Genomic DNA, 18,540 nt, shown 5'->3' with positions numbered 1-18,540 from the left:
AATAACTATGGACCAGATGAATCTCCAGCAAGCAATAGAACATAAACGGGCAGAACTAAATGCACTCCCGTATATTTTAGAATCTGGATTTACAGATGAACATATAAAGTTATCAACCGAACTAGATGTTCTGTTGAATCAATTTTATCAATCAACACAGAAGAGAGTAGCTAAATAGCTGCTCTTTTTTCTATCTAATGAAGCATACATACTAGAAGATATAGAGGTACACTTAAAACCACCTTGAATGCTGTGGTGAAGGTCGTAGCCCCACATTATCAAGTTGTTTCAAAATTTGGCCGGATGCGACAGAGCCACAGTAGACAGTTCTGCGTTCTAGCTTGTCTCCTGACATGGCTAGACAATAAGGAGGGCAATGCCCCGCCCAAGGGTTCCCCCGTACGCCGGGCGTGACAGCCTACAGAAGAAGCTTACTCCTGGTTGTCACTCTGAAGGTTCCGGATCGGCCAGATCGCCAAGCCGGCGATGGTGGCCAGTTGCATCGGAGGATCTGCTGCATTCCTGGTTAACACTCCGGAGCTCCGGTTTGCCAGACTGCTCTGCCGGCGGCGACTAACTGCGTAATCATAGCTGCATCTCACTTCCGATTGTCACTCCGAAAGCTTCGGTTCAGCACGGTTGCCATGCCAATGTTGGCGTCTCTGCACCATGATTGGCAGACGCACCAGCTGAACGATCTGCTGCACCAGCTCCGAACATCCACACCCAGCCGCGCAAGGTGCATTTCCTGCAGTGAGCTAGCAATGGAGCAGGTCCTTGTCGATTATGGTTCATCAATAACTTTAACCCGTACAGTATAAGCTCTTTTTATTCACTGCGATCTTTTCAGTAAAGATCCTAATGCTGTTACTTGTATCAAAACGAAAATTAAGATACAAAACGTGTGTGCTCCATTTGTAATTCCGTTCTCACTTTTAAATCTTCATTGCGGAAAGTTGTTACAAACCAAGCAATAGGATTTACGATCTGTTTCTTCAGCAAGCCCTCAGAGAATTTTACAAATGTACGATAAATCGAGTTGAAATGATACTTCTGAATGGCAATATCAACATGTTTATAAATCTCACTGACCATGGAATGCGGTAAGCCAAACTGCAGACAGCAGTTCAGAAATTCTTCTTGGTGGAAACAAAGGACTCCTGTCCCTTGTTGTATAATCATTTTTTCATAGACATCTGCATAACATGCATATTGGTGTGGTTCTCTTTCGCGCATGCGCGATTCTTCATCCTCAATCTTTATCTTTAATTCTGTAGAGGTATAAGACTTAAAAGAATCTAAATGCTCAAACCCTTTTTTATAGGGTGCATCTTGTGCATATACTTTCTTGTTCGGTGCATCAGATGCATGCACCGGGTGCATTTTTTTATTATTATTTATTTCAGGATCCTGGGATAGATATTGGTTTGAAGTCTGCTTCTTTGATCCATCAGGCATATCCTTGAATCGCTGTTTTACATCAATCAGATCCCGATCAGCTAAATGCTTTACAACGTACTGAGCTTTCCGTTTGCACATCCCACCAGCAGCAGCAATAGTATCATAGTCAGGGAAAGCATTGCCATACTCAGCTTGGTAAACTTTGATAACAACCATAATCATCTTTTCATAGGTCTTAAGCTCAGCTGTATCAAGGATTCCTTTTAAATCACTTAATAAGCTTGATTTAGCTGCAGGTTCATTCTTTATCACGAATTAGTCCCCTCCGTTGAGCCGAAAACCCTTGAATAAGAGCATATTCTTACGTATAATTAGAGAATCGGCTGGTTAATAGTATTTTTAAGCGACTTTAACACGGCCCCAGGGGTTCTGTTTTTTTGCAGAAAACAGTTCCTGTGGATGTTTGAGGTTGTCGAGTATACGGCTCGATCTAACCTAAATGTAATTTTGCGTCGGCCTTTGGCCTGCTCCCTTCGGGGAGCTTTTTTTATACGGCATATTTTCTTGAATAGTGGCATATGCTGCTAATTTAGCTTGTCCTCATTTTATTTTTTGTGAAATGTACCGTCAAGATATCGGGGTTGAAAGGACAACTGGCTAAGTATCGGGGTTGAAAGGACGCTTCATCGGGGTTGAAAGGACATTTTGGAAGAAAGTATCGGGGTTGAAAGGACGCTTTATCGGGGCTGAAAGGACGAAAAAAATATGAATTTTTTTTACATACTCGGGGCTGAAAGGACAGTTTATCGGGGTTGAAAGGACGCTTGTTTTGGTGCTTAAACAAAGAATACTTGCATTGAACATACATTGAATCAAGCTTTTTTTGAAATACATACAATTTCAAAGTGATTTCGAAATTATTGAATCTGTGATAGCTAGATGTATTCGTTCAAATATATCTTGATGTTTCAACTTGTGTTATTCTATCAATATTGGAATACCTTTTCGGTATGAAAGGAGCTGTACTTAAATGCCGCCCAGAAAGTCTAATATAGAAACTTGGATCACGAAAATCATATCTTTAGGACTTCCAAAGGATGATGTAACAGTCCAAACTTTAATAAACGATGCCGCTGAAGAATTAAAAGGAAAATCCAAAATAGAAGCTCAACGTCACATTCGCGAAGAAGGTCAGAAGGAGCTAGAGCTTCACAAGATAATCGCTTCGCAAAAATTATCCGATTCCGAGCTAAATGAAATAAACACTCAGATTTTTAAACACGAGGTTAGACAAATTATTTGGCAAAAGTCACAAGAACTTCGCCGAGCAGCTTACTATAGTAAGCCATCTCATCCCTATGGGGACATTTTCTCGACCGGTGCAATCAGTTCTATCTCGAAGTCTAGGAACAAGTCCTCTGAAATCGCTGATGATGGAGAAACCTTGGTTCGAGATAATCGAAGAACTAAGATCTATCATCCGGCTAAAAAAGAATTAACTCTCCAGGACGCAAAAGTTCTTATCGGAATTCATAAGCTTTGGGAAGAAAGCGGCAAAGAAAAAGAGTTCGAATTCACAATTTTTTCGTTGGCCAAAGCGATTGGTAGAGACACAGGAGGGAAAACCTATAAAGAAATTTGGGAATCTTTAGAGGTATTGCAGGACAGTAAATTTGAATTTACTTATTACTATAAACAGGGGCTGATTGAGTCACTAGATCGTATCAACATTCTCCAATCCATTGGGCGTAGAGATCGACAGAAAACCTTTAAGATTATGTTTTCAGACGCTGTTTATCGCTCTCTTCAGGCAGGGGCATTTGCATATCTAAGCTTAGCCATCCTAGAAGACTTGAACACCAGCACTGCTCAAAACCTTTATCTGTTTCTACCAGCACAGGTGGCTCAAGGAAATAGGAGATGGAGCCTAGAAGAGATCGTTACTCTTATGGGAGCAAAAGCAAATAGGCCTCAAAAAAGGAAAGACATCGTAAAAGAGGCTTGTGAAAATATGGTTGAACTTAATTTACTTGAGGGATACGAATTTCACACAGATGAAACTGGAACAGTCTATTGTGAGTTTAAACCTTCCAGACTACTTTTAATGTCTAGCAATACTATTAATACTACACGGAATGAAAACATAGTCGAACAGCTAACACTCCTATAACGGAGTGTTTTTCTGTTGTTTAGGAAAAATTAATTTTCATTAGAAATGGGCTACTGCCATCGTCCCATACTTAAGAGTAAAACATCACTTACAAGTACTAGTTATTAACAAGATATCCAAGATATCTAGATATTTAAGATATCACTAATGTATTGTAGGTTAATATCATCTGGATGTGCACCTGTTCACATCGAATAGAACGCCTACCGTCAGCCAGCTGCAGGAAATGATTCATTTGTCGTCCCTGTATGACTTTCAGAGAAGTCCAGGAACATAGTTGGATTTTGGGTCGGGCACAGAGAGCTGGACGACAGGGTGGCACTCAGCGGTTCTTCGCAGCAGGCGCAATTAGTTGTTTAATACCTATAACAAAAATCTAATGTTTCATGCACTGATCAATGGTGATGCTATTGCCTACCCCCGCATCCTGACGTAATCTATATTACGGGAGGTGGAATCGTGTTACTACATATCAGCAGCGGCGAGAAATACCCTATTTCGTTTCTAGCGCTGCAACCATACGATATTGAAGATCAGATGCATGATTGGGAAAAAGGCTTCGACTGGTCAGTTTATTTTGGCCAGCGCGGAATCGAAGTGTATAAGATGGTTGTACGCGGCAATGATGTAATACAAGGAGCTATAGCTCTTGAGTGTAAAGAGGATCATGTTTGGGTACATCTTATTGAGAGTGTCCCGAGTGAGCGCAAGGAGTTCGATTTGATCGGTGAGCATCTGATGTCCTTTGCATGCAAGCGAAGCATGGAACTTGACTTTGAAGGGGCTGTTGCTTTCCAGTCAAAGAAGAAGCAGCGCCTTATGCAATATTACGTGGATGTCATTGGAGCATCGCACATTAGCGGTGGACTTATGGTTATCGATGAACCTGTCGCAGAGCACCTGGTTATGCTATACTTATCCTAAGAGGTGATTGATCATGAAGAAGAAAATGAGTCTTGATGATGCTGCTCGTCGATATGCTGACGGTCATTTCGTTGAGCAATCGATGCCCGGCTCCAATCCCAAGCGCGACAAGATGGTCAGCGATGCTATAGCTAAATTAAAGCAGGACCGATCTGCTGCCAAGGTTCGTCAATAGGGCGAGCCTTTTTTTGTGGGCTTCAGCTCGTTAAGCGCGCGAAGTGTGGGAAACAAAAAAATACCTGCTATGTGGGTAGCTGGTCTAATTCTTTATTTTCTTCTGATATTGAGAGTTTATTTAGGTATTGCCTACAAATATTGGAATGGATATAATGGTATTAACTTAATACGGAAAAGCGGAAGCACCGCCTACGGACCTATTTGGGTCTGTTGGCGGTGCTTCTTTTCATGTTAAGAAAAATACTTAGATAGAGGAGTAGACAAGATATGACTAAGTTTTTCCCTGCTTTACAAAAGAACCAAAAGATTGAGGTTTACTTGGAGGATGGAGAGATTAGAGAAGGGAAAATTCTCTAAGTGGATGCCGATAGAAGGGATGAACTATCTTTTTGTTGTGAAAGATGACCGCATCGAAAATGGTAAGCATATCTCCGATTCTTGGTTCATCAGTGAAAATCTAATTAAACTGATCTACCCACTATAGAGTCTAAACATCCTACGGCGGCCAACCGCGGGTAGCCGGCCTACACGGCATTGGGAAGCAAAAAGAATAATTTCACGAAACGATGGCGGGAGCAATACGGGTAAGGCTATCCGAGATTTGCCAAGAGATCGAATTGATTAGCGAAGGCATTTATTGGGCCGATATTACCGATCGTATTGAGGATGAGCTTAAAGAGAAGCTCGCACCTAACAATTTACACTGGGACGAGCATATTGATGCTCGCGGGTTCGCAATAAGCTTTTTAGGCGATGCGATCGCCTATCAGCCACTTCCCCATAAGATGAAACGAACTACATCTATAATGCAATCCACTTGCGCATTTACGAGAAGCTTCAGGAGCTAGCGCAGCGTGTGGGGCCCAACGCTCCGTTGTTTATTATTAGCCACAGTTTGGGTACGATCATCGCGAGTAACTTCTTGTACGACCTTCAAAACGAAAGGCTTCCAAGTGGGCCGCTTTCTTCAATTAGTGAGAATCCATCTTCACTCGTCCCTCTGACACTTTTAGCTTATTCACAACGGCTTCTGGGATGAGATCTATATTCACCAACGCGTTTAGAACATCTGATGATATCCAGAAGGGCGACTGGTAAACATCGAGTGCGAAATCGCGAACAGCTGAAACGGCTTCGGGAATCGTTTTAGTAGTGAGGAGGCCGATAAGCGTTTTTAGTTTGGCCAGCGTCTCCTCGATGTCCTGGATGATCCGATTGACAAAATCGTCGAGATGCGTCTTTGCTTGTTCGAGCTCGTCAAAAATTTTGGTTAAAAAGAGGTGGAGAATGGGATGGAGCAGCAAATGATACAACGCTATCGCAGAGAAGTGTATCGGATTGGTTGGCGCTTGCAATATCGGAGTAAAAAAACCTTTCGGAATGAGTGTGCATTTTTTGATATCAGCCCGGTTCAACGGGATGAAGCGGAGGACATGATTAACCGACTATCCGTCGAGCAATTGTTGGACACGCTGCCGGCCAAAGGGAGAGTGATCCTGCAAAATGACAGAAGCCGAGGTCGCGGTCCAACTGCATATGAGTCAACAGGGGGTCAACAAATGGAAACGAAAAATGATACAGCAGCTATCACAGACCGTGAATTTGTAGAGCTGCTGCATGCGGCCAAACAGCAGCAGCCCGAGGCCATACTAAAAATAATCGGATTGTTCCAGGAGGATATTGAAGCCGTCAGTCAACGTATACGCATCCCGCGGGAGGATGCAGTTTCCCATATTGTGACGGAGCTTTTGAAGACACATCATGAATAAGCGGGCAACGCCTTGGCGCTGCCCGCTTTGTGTGTGGATATGTTTTAAGATTTTTTCTCTTCCGGAATGTTGAAAAACTGATTTAACTTCATCTCCTGCTGCCCCAGGGTAGTGACTTCTCCGTTAGATTCCACAAACCCGTAAGTGGCTTCCCCGATGGGTCCCATAAAGTTGTAAAAGACTACGCGCTTCGTTATTTTAGGAAGCTCGCCATCCTGGTTGGTGATTTTTCGGGGCAGGAAGAACAGGCCGCTAGAGGCTTTAACCGAATCAAAGGTGGCCGTCCATTTTTCCTCGCTGTGGTTTCCCACAACTTCGTAATATGAAATGCTGTCGCCGCCACCTAAGAAGAACTGGTCAGCTTTTCCTTCCGGGAAGTAGTATTTTTGCCCTTGACTCTCGTCCAGAACGGGAAACATTTCTAACGAGCTGACCACAGGAAATTTCAGCGCTGCGGTTCGGGCTTCGGCCAGATTGGACGATGCAAATTGTTTCTTTAGTTCCTCACTGGATTTGGCGACGAATACGACCCGTTGTTTGGGATTCCACAAGACATACGCCCCTGTGGATTCCGCGATAAAACGCAAGGGAACCATGACACGCCCTTGTTTTAGGGTTGAGGCCGCTTCCAGTTTCACTTCTTTATTCCCGATTTTCGCTGTTTTTTGGCCCGCCACTAAAGTGATGGTTTCGCCGTCTCGGGTAAGGGTGACGGTCTTGGACGCGTTATTCCATTGTACCGAGCTACCGGGTATTTTTTGAGCTACTTGCAAAGGAACCATGGTAGTTCCATTGGTAATATACGGGGCTACATCCGTATCCGCGAAATCATTATTTATCATAATTTCGATGGCTGAGGAAGCTGCGGAAGCCGTTCCCGTAGTCAAGGGGCTTCCTGCGATCAGCAGGGATGCGATGAGACATCCGATGAATCCTCTTTTCAATATTTTGTTCACGTTATTATATCCTCCTTGTTCCATTTATGGTCTCCCCTTCCTGTATTATAGACGCACGGAAATCCAAAAGGTTACTAAAATCAAAGAAGAAACTTCCCTTATAGAAGTTTCTTCTTTGATTTAGATATGACTGCTCCGGTTAGGCTGGGTCAAGCTTGGTAATGAGTGGAGCGAAGCTGTAGATGGCGAATTGGTTGGCGCTGGCTGGATCGGAATCCTTATCGACCACTACGCGGCCTGTTTCGGAAAGATTGTCCGTCCACGTATTGTAGTTCGCTCCCGCGGTGTCCATGCGCAGCTGAGTTTGCGAGAAGCTGGCTTGGCTGTACGAGCTGCCGCCCTGATCTTGCACACCATGAATCATTTTAACTTTGTTATAGGTGCCCAGAGCATTATGAGCTTTCCCGATGTCCACATTATTTGTCCAAGGCAGGGGAGAACCATTTACATACAAGGTTGCCCGATGCGTCGAGTGATCGTATGTCAGTTTCAAATCTACCGTTTGGCCTTTGGACAGGCTGGAAACCACTCTGGAATCATAATACGTTCGCGCCCCATTGTAGGAAGCACCAAGAAAAACTTTAAATCCTTCGTAGGAATACGAAATACCACTCTCGATGACCCTCTCACCAATACCGATATACCAGTCAACATAGCCGTTGACGGCGTTTATTGTTGTAGGCAAAATGAGTTTCGTCGTCACTCCAGTATAAGAGGCTGCTTTGGTAATCGTTCGTACTGCACCATGTCTGTTCATTGTTTTTCTCTCCTTTATTTGTGTGAGATGAGTAGCTTGGAAGCTGGCGCGCCGTTCTGCTTCTCATCTAATAGGGAGAATTCAGAGGGTAATCTACAACCTTTTTCTTTTTCTAATCTTTGAACGGCGAAATGACGCTGGTGGAAACGGAATGATACGTCCAAGTGAAGCAGTGTTCACTTGGGTGCTTTTTGTGTTTCGGCCAGAAACCCAAGAGCGGAAGGAAGCAAACGACCGGTCGGGCTGAGGCTACCGGCTCTAAGTCGTCTGAAAAGCGCCGCCTAAGAGCTGGTACACCCCGCTGCGGGGTTACTCCGGCCGATAACCAGAGCGCCTAAGCCGGGCAAAAGCGCCCTCTAGGTTCCAGTCCGTCGCTTCACACCCCGCACGGAGCCTAAGGCCAGGTCAAACGCGCTGCGGGCGAGGTCGGGGAAGGCATGACGGCATCATGCGCACTTCGCTGCGCTATGCTCTAAAGTCGAGATCGGAATCGATTTGATCCAAGCGAATTACATAAACTTTTAGGATGGGAACTCTAATGTTCGGTTTTTAAGACAATTTAGACGCATGGCCAGTTCCTGCAGCTGGCTTGTTTTTGTTTAAAACCCGAACATTTAAAGTATGGCCGATGACTAAGGGGCGAATGAGGTGAAATATTTTATATGGTATAATAAGGAAAAAATGAGAGGTAATTGTTATGAGGAAAAATAGAAATAACAGAATGGTACGTAAGGTGGATGCTTTGGGTCGTATTGTATTACCGATGGAATTGCGGCGCACACTTGGGATTGATATTGGCGATCCGTTGGAATATTTTGTAGATGACGCAAATGAACGTCTGACATTGAGGAAATATCGAACCCTGGAGTGCATGTTTTGCTCTTCCACGGAAGGGTTGTCTTATTTTAAGGATTTTTTCATCTGTGGTTCATGTTTAGAACAGGTTTCCGGAAACGAGAAATTGCCTGAAGGGGGAGCGGCAGAAGTGGCCGCTGCGTTGGAGGAAGTAAATACTGAAAAAGAAATAGCGATTAAACCAAAGTGGACACGAAGCAAGGAAACACTCCTCCGGCTGACTAAGGTCATGGAACTGTACCCGGATGCACCACAAAAAAAGTGGGCCGAGATGGTGGGTATATCCCAGGGGCGAGTCAGTCAGTTGGTGAAAAAATTGAATAACACCGACAACGCCCACTGATCTACTGTCGTTTGGTTTTAAGCAAGTGGAACCAGATTCCGGCTTCACTTCTCGAATAGTTACGATCCATTTATACTATATGAGTAAGGTAATTAAACTAATGAAGAGGGAGCATGTTACTATGAAAACAGAAGTAATATTGCATTCAGGAATCTATCGTTTCAAATGGCCTTATCTTACGGGCCACTTGGTTCCAAATGATGCAGGGGAAGTCACGGTCTACAATTGTGATGTAGAAATGAGAGTCGGGCAGGATGAAGATTTACAAGAGGGCAAGTTAGTTACAATCATTATTACTTCCTACAGTCCTCCAGGTGTTCAAAATAGAATTGAACATATTGCAACAAAAATTCGGTTAGCGTTCTTTGATTATATCTTCCATGAGCACCACTATGAGAAACCGATTGTGCCTGAAGAAAGCATACGCTGGATTGAACAGCATCTATTCTCAAAAGGCAGCAGTCCGGGGGATACCTCGCATGATCAAAGTCTGGAAGTCACGATGCAATGGGATGCGAAGAAACATGCATATTACTCCCCAGCATGGAAGAACGCTCCAATCATCTATAATTGAATATGAGATAGGCGCTCCTGATTCCGGGGAGCGCCTTTTTACGTTCTGCCTGGTTTAAACCAGGCGAATTGGTTGTAACCATTGGGATGTTATAAGGGATCGATCTGGCAAACGGTTATAATCGGGATAAAACTACTTATGATAAAAATACATAATAAAAAGCCCGGTTTTGCTTCCTTCAGCTTGAGTTTAAAAACCCTGAAATCATCTTCTGCCATTTTATACGAGAGTGAGCAGCTGAATGAGAGAAGTAGAGACGTAAACAGCCGGCGGTACTCTTCAGAAGCTTCGACCTGTATACGACATGTATTTGGTAATAAATAAAGTCCGATTGCTTATGATGTTGTATCTGGATCGATAGGCAAGCTGCTTACGCTTTACGCTCTACTGATAATTTCATGGCTGGCTTACTAATATTGGCTATGTGCAGAAGAAAGGAGGGGCTGCAATGAAGCGATTCAAATCAATCGTCCATAAAATGTGGACAGGCTTACAGAGTGTGTGTTGCCGGATGCGAGTTTTTTTCAGAACTCGCGAGGGACGACAAATGCTGATTCAAATAGTCATCATTTGGGGCGGGGAGTTTATCAAGCACTTCTTAGGTCAGTAATTCAAAAGCGTTCAGGTGGAGCTGTTCCACTTGGGCGTTTTTTTTAATTTGGCCGAAGCGAATATCTGAAGAACGATTGGGCTGATGCTACCTGCTCTAAGGTGGCAAGAGCGGCCCCTAAGAGCAGGTACGCCCTGCTGCGAGGTTACTCCAGCTGTCAGAAAATAGACTGAAAAATAAAGTATTTGACTAACGATGCTTCATTAAGCTCCCTCGAAATGATTCAGTATCCTCACTCAGACTCATGAATTCGCAGGATTTCATCCTGTAGTTAAAGTGAAGAAGAGGATGATGATGAAGGAGCCGGTGGCTGGGAGATGGAGAATTGGGCATGCGTAAACAAAGGGTGAATAAGAATTAAAATGAGCTTGATCCCCTCCAGATACATTGTCCGTCACTCTGTTATTAATACAGACTACTTAGATGCCTTAGTTTGTTTACTTCGACTACCTTGTGAGGTGATAGAAAGGGCCACTTCTAAGGATAGCCTTAAAACTTGCCCCTCCAGCCATCGCGGTGAACCGTACCACAAGTAGGGCAAGTTTTCTCGTGATATAGCCGGTGGACAGCAGTGCATAGTATAAGTATTCTTCGATTCCACTCTATGTGATCTCCCCTGAAAATTTACTAAATCTTTAAACGTTCTTTAAAGGAACTTAGAAACTGCTGTTTATACTAAGTACATTCACCAAGAACACAACCAAAAAAATATTGGAGGGATGTACAATGAACAACAATCAGGATGGTAATAAGACAACGAAGAATGCAAGGAAAAAGTGGGTAGTGGGTACAGCGATAGCAGCAGTATCATTAATGGCGATGGGGACCTCAGCGCTAGCTTCAACAGATAAGGCTGTTTTCAAAGAGTTTTTCAATGGAAATGGAAATACCGAAATTTCTAGGGATTCTGCGACTTTGATTAATCAATCTAACGTAACGGCAGGGATTAAAACAACGGTAGAAGAAAGCATTATTGGAGAAAATAGTGCGATGATCATCGTTTCTTTTGAGAACGAAGACGGCACGGTTTTCCCTCAAGATGCGGCCATTGCTACGCCTGAACTAAATTGGGCAAAGGATGCTAGTTACATGGTGGAGCAACGAGTGACAGAGGATGGTAAAAAGATCATCGCCATGTTTGATGTCGACACACCAAGTCCTTTGAAAGGAAATAAAGTTACGATTAAGGCGGATGCAGTAGTGAATAATACAGGAGCTGTTATTGCTAAAGGTCCATTCCAAAATACATTTACAGCACAAGAGAGCAGTACATCGTACAATATCGGAATTGATCAGACCCTTTCACAGCAACAAGAAAAGCTGTCCATTCAAACCATTAATATTTCTACGATTGGGATTGGCATTGAAGGTAATCGTTTAGATGGGCAAACGGATCAATTACCGAAATATAACCCCAAAGTTAGCATATCGACGTCAGATGGCAAGGATACTGAACTTCATTTAGGCTCGGCAAGCACATTAGATCAAGGGTTTAAATGGAACTATAATTTAGACCAAGAGGGAAAAAAAGTCTTCTTTAATACAGCGAAGATCACAAGTATATCGATCGATGGTCATATCATTCCGGTTACTAAATAAGCATGATGGATTGATAAAATGGGGCTGTTTCAATCAGTCCCATTTTTCTTGTCAAAATTAATGAAAGACAGTCACATAAATTAGGAGGAAATAACGTGGAACAATCCATTGTGTTTACGATTCAATCAACATATTTTCTGGTACCCTTATTCTTATTAGTTCTTCTGTATCTGATTGTAGGTGCTCCGTGGAAAGAAAGAAAACTAAATGTAGGCCAATATTTTATAGTAATAACGTTTAGTATTTACTTACTGTGTGTCATCCAGTTAGTGTTCTTCCCCATCGATGTGAATATTGGCAAATATGCTAATCTAACTCCTGGGTACAAAACGATTAATTTCATTCCAATATTAACGATCGACGTAAAAACCTTTGTATTAAATATCATAATGTTGATGCCTTTTGGTGTGTATCTGCCACTGCTCAATAGAAAGTTTGACTCCTTAAAAAACGTAGCTTATCACGGTTTCTTTTTAAGTTTATTCATTGAGGTATTTCAGATGATGATTAGAATTGTTTTTGGCAACGGCAGGAGCACAGATATTAATGATCTTATTGCCAATACCGTTGGAGCGATTTTGGGATATATAGTAATAAACGGACTATTAAAGAGAAGCAATGGGAATAATTTATTGAATAAGATAAGATTATGATAGGGTGACGTTGGACATGGTTTTGAAGGGGGAATATATGACTACCGAAATACTTATTGTAGACGATGATAAAGAGATTGCCGAGTTAATTGGGGTGTATTTGCGCAATGAAAGCTATCAAATTTATACAGTGCAGGATGGACTTGAAGCACTTCAATTCATGGAGCGTCACTCTATTGACCTCGTGATATTAGATATTATGATGCCTAAAATGAATGGACTGGATGTTTGTAGAGAAATTCGAAAAGAGCATGAAATTCCAGTCTTGATGTTAAGTGCAAAAGCAGAAGACATGGATAAAATTGTTGGTTTGATGACAGGTGCTGATGATTATATGATCAAGCCTTTTAATCCATTGGAATTAACAGCGAGAGTAAAGGCATTACTACGCAGAGCTAATTATCAACCAACGGTTAAAGATCCAGATAGCATCTATATTCACTCCTTGAAAATTGATAAACAAAGCCATGCTGTTCATGCTCAGGGACAAGAAATAAGATTGACAGCTATTGAATTTGATATTTTATATTTGTTAGCCAAAAATCGCGGAAGAGTGTTCGGCTCAGAAGAGATTTTTGAGAAGGTATGGAATGAAATAGGATCAGGATCTAATAAGACCGTTATGGTTCATATTAGTAACCTAAGAGACAAAATTGCTGCTGCAACAGGAGAAACGATTATTCAAACGGTTTGGGGAGTTGGTTATAAAATTGAAAAATAATACGTTTTTCATTATAAAAACAATCCCAGTTTGGAAAGCAATTCTCTATGCTCTGCTATCGCTAATAGCATCAACGATAACGGTAGCTATGCTACTTCCTTCGATTTATTATTATGAGCAGCAGTATAGTGCGTTAGATTTCATAGCGAGTATCCTTTTTTCTCTAATGGGAAAGGGTATACTTGTACTTTTGTTTGTCTTGATTCTCTGTTTCTATCTGTTCTTGTTCTATCGAATGGAAAAGAAGCGCTATATTTCAACTGAATTTAATCGTATGATACGTGAAGTTGAGCTTATTGCTAACGGTTATTTTGATTATAAAATAGAAGAGAGAGCGGAAGCTGGTTTAGATGAACTTGCTGCCCACATTAATAATGTCGTAATTCAAGCCCAGAAGGCCATTGAGGAAGAGCGAAGATCAGAACAGATTAAAAATGATTTGGTGACGAATGTTGCCCATGACCTTAGATCACCTCTAACCTCTATCATCGGATACTTGAATCTTATAAATGAAGATGAATATAGGGACGAAGTGGAGCTTCGAGGTTATATACAGATTGTGTATACAAAGGTCGAACGCTTACATCATTTAATAAATGATTTGTTTGAATATACCTATGTTCAAAACAAAGAAACCCTTGTAAGCGATCAATTTATTAATATTGAAGAAATGATTAATCAATTAGTTGTACAACATAGGATTCAGATGCAAGAAGCGGGCATGCAGATGAGGACATTCATAACGACTGATAGTCCTGTCATAGTAGGAGATGGCAATAAAATTGCCAGGGTTTTTGAAAACCTTATTCAAAACGCTATGAGATATGGAAAAGAGGGAAAATACATTGATCTTATAGTAAGTGACTCGAGGCAAACCGTTGAAGTTGAAGTGAAAAATTATGGAAAGGCAATACCAAGTGTGGATCTCCCCTATATTTTTGAGAGATTTTATAGAGTAGAAAAGTCACGTTCTGAATACACGGGTGGATCAGGCCTAGGACTTGCTATTGCTAAAAGTATCGTTAAATTACATGGCGGGGAAATTGAGGCGAAAAGTTCAATGGGGAAAACCTCCTTTGTCGTTACATTATTGAAAAAACCAAAAAAACAATAGCCTACGAGCGATGATAGTTGAATAAAGCGAAATAAAAGAAAAAGCGATCCTGCCAGTTCTGCATTCGTCTTTGTAACCTGCCCCAGGTTTACCATGATCTTCTCGCGAAGATTCATGAGAATCCGCAGATCTGCATGGAGGTTTGTGAGAAGTTTCGGCTCGCTGTATTTCACGTTACGCACTAAGTCGGCAATGACTTTGGCATCTTTATAGTCACTTTTAGTCGGTGAGTTGTCTTCCAGTTCTTTGCTTTTGTGTACATGGTGCGGATTAACAATGACCAAAGAGATGCCTTGTTGTCCCAAATACGCCGCTAGGGTGAACCAGTAGTGTCCGGTGGGCCCAATGCCAAAGAGGACGTCACTCTTGGCATGCTCCTGCTGAAGCTCCTTCATCCACTGCACCAGTTGTTCCAGACCAGTACGGGTATTGGAGAACACACAATCCTTCCCCAGTTCAATCCCACGATAGTCGATGGCTCGAGCCACATGCGTTTCTTTAGCAATGTCTGCGCCCACGACAAGGGTCTTGTCAGAAATTCGTGTAATCCGTTGATTCTGTTTCTTTGATTGTTTATACTTCATGTTGAGTGCCTCCTGCGCTGGAATTTGTTCTTTGGCGGAACGTTTCCCAGTATACAGTTGGCGCTTTTTTCTTTCAAACCTCAAATTAATTCATTACAGGAATGGCTCCTTTTTCTATTTGTCGTATAGGTTTTGTTATTGCGGGTAAATTATATGGGAACAACCAAGTACGACTATCGTGGGGGGATCATCTAATGGTAAGGAAAGTACTACCAATTCTTTTTGCAATGGGGCTCCTAACAAGCATTGCCCAGGCCTCTTCTTTACCGATGGTCGATTTGTTTGATATCAGGAAAGGTGAGGCTATCCAAGAGTTCGAAAGTTCCCACGTTGTACAAGCTGAGGCGAGGCTATGGCTTCAGTCCATCTCTGGCTTTGCGGATAGGACGAACATTTTGGAATTCCAACACGGTTATTGCCTTCGAATTCCGATTTTCCCTGTGCAAGTGAAAAATAAATGGATTAATGCTTCGATTCAAGACGTTTTCTTAATATTGGATCCTACCCACAAGCCTGTTCTTCTTATTTTTGATGTTAAGTGGCCAAAACGGTATTTCATGGATTTTTCTCATGATGCCCGCCCCTTTTTGAAGAAGTTAGGTATATGGGAAACGGTTAAATCTTCGTTTCCACCACCTGGGGGAGTACCAGCGAAGCTGACACCACCCGCAAAGTAGATGTAATTAAATGGGGAATTTATTGATAACCACATTATACTCCTGCTGTGCATCGGTGATCGCCAGCTTTGAATAGACTTCCAACGACTTACGGCTTTCATGACCTGAATACGGTTGTAAGAGCGCATTATCAATACCCTGTTTTTTTAACCAGGTTAAAAGGAAATGTCTCAGCTTGTGTGGAGACAAATTTTGAGTCATACCGGCAGCATCCGAATATTTGGCTAAGATTTTGCGGATTCCCCGATCGGTATATTTCTTATTCATGATGATTCAAAAGGGTATACGGCTTGCTTCTTTTTCATGGTATCAGCATGCATGGCCAACATTTCCTTAAACGATTGAAGGAATGGCACAATCCGATCCTTTCTCCCTATGCCATTATTAATGCGGATCTGGCAGTAAGGGAAATCAATATCGACCAACTTGATGTTAATCAATTCACTGACTCGAACGGCCGAATACAGAAGTGTCTTGACGATCATCATGTCTTGAAAATTCTTAGCTTGCCAGACAACATCATAATATCGCTTTAGCTCCTTTTCGGTGGGTACATAGGGGAGCTCCTTCGTTGCCTTGGGCACCTCGACTTCCAACTCTGCCCGAAGGTGCTGGAAAGGGCTCTTAAGGTAAGCATAGTCTGGCCGTTCCGCGCGGATATACTTAGCCAGTTCTTTCACTTTGCGTATAGCGAATATGCCATTCTGTCATCAAGTTCTGATCCCACGCGCCAAATTTTTTGGAATCCGATGCACAGGATGTTGGGGTGTCGCCCCAAAATTCTTGCACCCGCACGCGAAAAAAATGCATTAACAACTTCGGAATGGCGTTGCGTAGGTTATCTTTATGGATGATTTTCCTCCGGACGTAGAGTAGATCCTTGTAACTTTCTCCATGTTCTCCAGCGTTCACGCGTTTCAATCCTGTATTGGTTCCAAGCCCATATAGAGCCAGGATAAGTCTCTTTTGTAGTGTGTTTCGATCTAACGTTTCGCGTACGGCGACCGTCTTGAATTGTTCAGTGAACCCAACACGGAGATCCGTCTCCTTCAGGATATCCAGAAGGCTTGTCATCGGCCAGCGTCGAAGTAGCTCTGTCTTTACGCGGGATAGATTAACGGGTTTTGCTTGTGGCTTTAAAGGTGACAAACTGATCCAACTGTTTCCTTTCTCTGTAATCCGAACTTATTTCTTTTTGGATAGCCCACGATCCAGTTTCTCCAACCCATCTTTCATCGATTGCTTCAGAGTCTTTTTAAAGGCATGAGCATCCAATGGTTGCTTTAGAGTCTTGTAGTTCTCTTCTCGACGTTTCTCAAAATCGGTGGGGAGGTCATCATCCGGATTCCAATATCGGTTCGCACCGACCGCCCACACTCCCTTACAGCGAAGCTATTTATTAACGCTTGTAAAACACTGATCTCATAATTCATATAATTTATGCACTTTTGAGACAATAAGAATCTCAAAAAGCTTGATGTTCCATTTACAATATAAAAAACGCAACTTTACTTTTTCTAATTCCTATGCTAAACAAGGAGATTTATTTAAAACCTACTTTTTACAGGAGTGTTAAGGGATATGAGGGAAATAGAGTTAAAAATCGAAGATCCCTATACTTGGGATAGATTTTATCTATTGGGATGCTATTTTTGACTTTTATTAGCCCTAATTTCCGAAAAATATGCGAAATACCAAGACTAATGCGTGTCCCCAATTACCTTACTTTGCATTCTATGAAGTATATAGATTTTAAGTGCAAAGGGGTGATCAGATGACACAGAGGATATATGTGAATGACTCCCACTTCGCTTGTTGTCATGGACGAATTGGCCCGACAGGAGCCACCGGCGTGACGGGAGCGACAGGAGCTACGGGTCCTACCGGCGCATCCGGAGTCACTGGGGCGACCGGAGCTACGGGTCTAACCGGTGCAACCGGCACCACGGGAGCGACTGGAGTTACGGGTCCCACTGGCGCAACCGGAGCCACGGGAGCGACTGGAGTTACGGGTCCCACCGGCGCAACCGGAGCCACGGGAGCGACAGGAGCTACGGGTCCCACCGGCGCAACCGGAGCCACGGGAGAGACAGGAGTTACGGGTCCTACCGGCGCAACCGGAGCCACGGGAGCGACAGGAGCTACGGGTCTAACCGGTGCAACCGGCACCACGGGAGCGACAGGAGCTACGGGTCCCACCGGCGCAACCGGAGCCACGGGAGCGACAGGAGCTACGGGTCTCACCGGCGCAACCGGAGCCGCGGGTATCTTTCAGCAATTTCAGGTATCCGAAAATACTCCGAATACAACAGGGAGTTCAGCAATTCCAATAACCGCGGTCGCAACTACACTAAAAACGATCACCATAACGGGAGTGGCTGCTGGAAATAGGGTTTGGTTAACGGGAATCGTCGGTTGGGAGTCTACGACTGGCAATACAGCCGTACAATTGCGAATTCTTCGCGGGGCGACTGTCATCTTTAGCATTAACCAGCATGCAGCCGGAAATAACACTTTTGAAGCTACCGGTATCGATCATGTTGATTTAACCCCCGGAACTGGCAATGTTACGTACTCCTTAGTTGCACTAACTGTTACCGGTACAGCGAGTGCTATTGGTGCAATTACGTTTACTGGAGCTTTAATTTAACTTGTG

The 18,540-nt window shown here is 43.0% G+C and carries 17 protein-coding genes and 3 pseudogenes; 13 read left to right on the top strand and 7 right to left on the bottom strand.

Going from position 1 to position 18,540, the window contains the following annotated elements; translation table 11 throughout:
• Positions 1–7 precede the first annotated feature (7 nt).
• Positions 8–178 carry an aspartyl-phosphate phosphatase Spo0E family protein gene (locus tag JI735_RS34690; RefSeq protein WP_083886360.1) on the top strand — a complete coding sequence of 57 codons (171 nt, stop codon included), beginning with the start codon at positions 8–10 and terminating at the stop codon, positions 176–178.
• Positions 179–888: 710 nt separating this feature from the next.
• On the opposite strand, the gene JI735_RS34685 is transcribed toward JI735_RS34690, so the two are convergent.
• On the bottom strand, positions 889–1,713 hold the full coding sequence (locus JI735_RS34685; protein WP_039832878.1) for a helix-turn-helix domain-containing protein: 825 nt from the start codon (positions 1,711–1,713) through the stop codon (positions 889–891).
• 718 nt (positions 1,714–2,431) lie between these two features.
• On the opposite strand from JI735_RS34685, the gene trfA reads away from it, so the two are divergent.
• The 3 genes from trfA (at position 2,432) to JI735_RS34670 (ending at position 4,670) form a co-directional block, all read left to right on the top strand.
• Positions 2,432–3,571 carry a plasmid replication initiator TrfA gene (gene trfA / locus JI735_RS34680; protein ID WP_039832877.1) on the top strand — a complete coding sequence of 380 codons (1,140 nt, stop codon included), beginning with the start codon at positions 2,432–2,434 and terminating at the stop codon, positions 3,569–3,571.
• Between the two features lie 459 nt (positions 3,572–4,030).
• Complete coding sequence (locus JI735_RS34675; RefSeq protein ID WP_039832876.1) at positions 4,031–4,495, top strand: hypothetical protein; 465 nt, start codon at positions 4,031–4,033, stop codon at positions 4,493–4,495.
• 13 nt (positions 4,496–4,508) lie between these two features.
• Positions 4,509–4,670, top strand: a complete 162-nt coding sequence (locus JI735_RS34670) for a hypothetical protein (RefSeq protein ID WP_157771245.1) — start codon at positions 4,509–4,511, stop codon at positions 4,668–4,670.
• 973 nt (positions 4,671–5,643) lie between these two features.
• On the opposite strand, the gene JI735_RS34665 is transcribed toward JI735_RS34670, so the two are convergent.
• The gene (locus JI735_RS34665; protein ID WP_039832874.1) at positions 5,644–6,087 is read right to left on the bottom strand and encodes a hypothetical protein; all 444 of its coding nucleotides are present in this window, start codon (positions 6,085–6,087) and stop codon (positions 5,644–5,646) included.
• Positions 6,088–6,231: 144 nt separating this feature from the next.
• Between JI735_RS34665 and JI735_RS34660 the strand changes: the two genes are divergently transcribed.
• The gene (locus JI735_RS34660; RefSeq protein ID WP_039832873.1) at positions 6,232–6,441 is read left to right on the top strand and encodes a hypothetical protein; all 210 of its coding nucleotides are present in this window, start codon (positions 6,232–6,234) and stop codon (positions 6,439–6,441) included.
• Positions 6,442–6,485: 44 nt separating this feature from the next.
• Here the strand turns inward: JI735_RS34660 and JI735_RS34655 are convergent, their stop codons facing one another.
• Both JI735_RS34655 and JI735_RS34650 read right to left on the bottom strand, forming a co-directional pair.
• Positions 6,486–7,397 (bottom strand): copper amine oxidase N-terminal domain-containing protein, encoded by a 912-nt coding sequence (locus JI735_RS34655; RefSeq protein ID WP_202677758.1) that lies wholly within the window; start codon positions 7,395–7,397, stop codon positions 6,486–6,488.
• Positions 7,398–7,536: 139 nt separating this feature from the next.
• Positions 7,537–8,154, bottom strand: a complete 618-nt coding sequence (locus JI735_RS34650) for a hypothetical protein (protein ID WP_051051453.1) — start codon at positions 8,152–8,154, stop codon at positions 7,537–7,539.
• A gap of 697 nt (positions 8,155–8,851) precedes the next feature.
• On the opposite strand from JI735_RS34650, the gene JI735_RS34645 reads away from it, so the two are divergent.
• From JI735_RS34645 to JI735_RS34620, 6 genes are all read left to right on the top strand, one after another.
• Positions 8,852–9,352 (top strand): AbrB/MazE/SpoVT family DNA-binding domain-containing protein, encoded by a 501-nt coding sequence (locus JI735_RS34645; RefSeq protein WP_233476564.1) that lies wholly within the window; start codon positions 8,852–8,854, stop codon positions 9,350–9,352.
• 121 nt (positions 9,353–9,473) lie between these two features.
• A complete protein-coding gene (locus tag JI735_RS34640) occupies positions 9,474–9,926 on the top strand; it encodes a hypothetical protein (protein WP_039832863.1) in 453 nt (150 codons plus the stop codon).
• Between the two features lie 1,336 nt (positions 9,927–11,262).
• The gene (locus tag JI735_RS34635; protein ID WP_039832862.1) at positions 11,263–12,135 is read left to right on the top strand and encodes a hypothetical protein; all 873 of its coding nucleotides are present in this window, start codon (positions 11,263–11,265) and stop codon (positions 12,133–12,135) included.
• A 95-nt stretch (positions 12,136–12,230) separates the two neighbouring features.
• Positions 12,231–12,788, top strand: coding sequence for a VanZ family protein (locus tag JI735_RS34630; RefSeq protein ID WP_039832861.1), 558 nt, complete (start codon positions 12,231–12,233; stop codon positions 12,786–12,788).
• Positions 12,789–12,825: 37 nt separating this feature from the next.
• The gene (locus JI735_RS34625; RefSeq protein ID WP_039832860.1) at positions 12,826–13,509 is read left to right on the top strand and encodes a response regulator transcription factor; all 684 of its coding nucleotides are present in this window, start codon (positions 12,826–12,828) and stop codon (positions 13,507–13,509) included.
• Positions 13,499–14,623, top strand: coding sequence for a sensor histidine kinase (locus tag JI735_RS34620; RefSeq protein WP_039832870.1), 1,125 nt, complete (start codon positions 13,499–13,501; stop codon positions 14,621–14,623). The genes JI735_RS34625 and JI735_RS34620 overlap by 11 nt, the downstream gene beginning before the upstream one ends.
• 37 nt (positions 14,624–14,660) lie before the next feature.
• On the opposite strand, the pseudogene JI735_RS34615 reads toward JI735_RS34620, so the two are convergent.
• Positions 14,661–15,207, bottom strand: a pseudogene (locus JI735_RS34615) (IS110 family transposase); the annotation flags it as partial.
• 194 nt (positions 15,208–15,401) lie between these two features.
• Between JI735_RS34615 and JI735_RS34610 the strand changes: the two are divergent.
• Positions 15,402–15,884 (top strand): hypothetical protein, encoded by a 483-nt coding sequence (locus JI735_RS34610; RefSeq protein WP_039832858.1) that lies wholly within the window; start codon positions 15,402–15,404, stop codon positions 15,882–15,884.
• 6 nt (positions 15,885–15,890) lie between these two features.
• Here JI735_RS34610 and JI735_RS34605 read toward each other — a convergent pair.
• Positions 15,891–16,543: pseudogene (locus JI735_RS34605) on the bottom strand (tyrosine-type recombinase/integrase).
• Positions 16,544–16,571: 28 nt separating this feature from the next.
• A pseudogene (locus JI735_RS38180) lies at positions 16,572–17,326 on the bottom strand (Tn3 family transposase); the annotation flags it as partial.
• Between the two features lie 332 nt (positions 17,327–17,658).
• On the opposite strand from JI735_RS38180, the gene JI735_RS34595 reads away from it, so the two are divergent.
• Positions 17,659–18,534: a hypothetical protein gene (locus JI735_RS34595; protein ID WP_202677757.1), complete on the top strand. Its 876-nt coding sequence runs from the start codon at positions 17,659–17,661 to the stop codon at positions 18,532–18,534.
• Positions 18,535–18,540: the final 6 nt, after the last annotated feature.

This window comes from Paenibacillus sonchi, from assembly GCF_016772475.1.
Taxonomy (GTDB): Bacteria; Bacillota; Bacilli; order Paenibacillales; family Paenibacillaceae; genus Paenibacillus_AQ; species Paenibacillus_AQ sonchi.
This window is presented reverse-complemented; position numbering and strand designations above follow the sequence as displayed.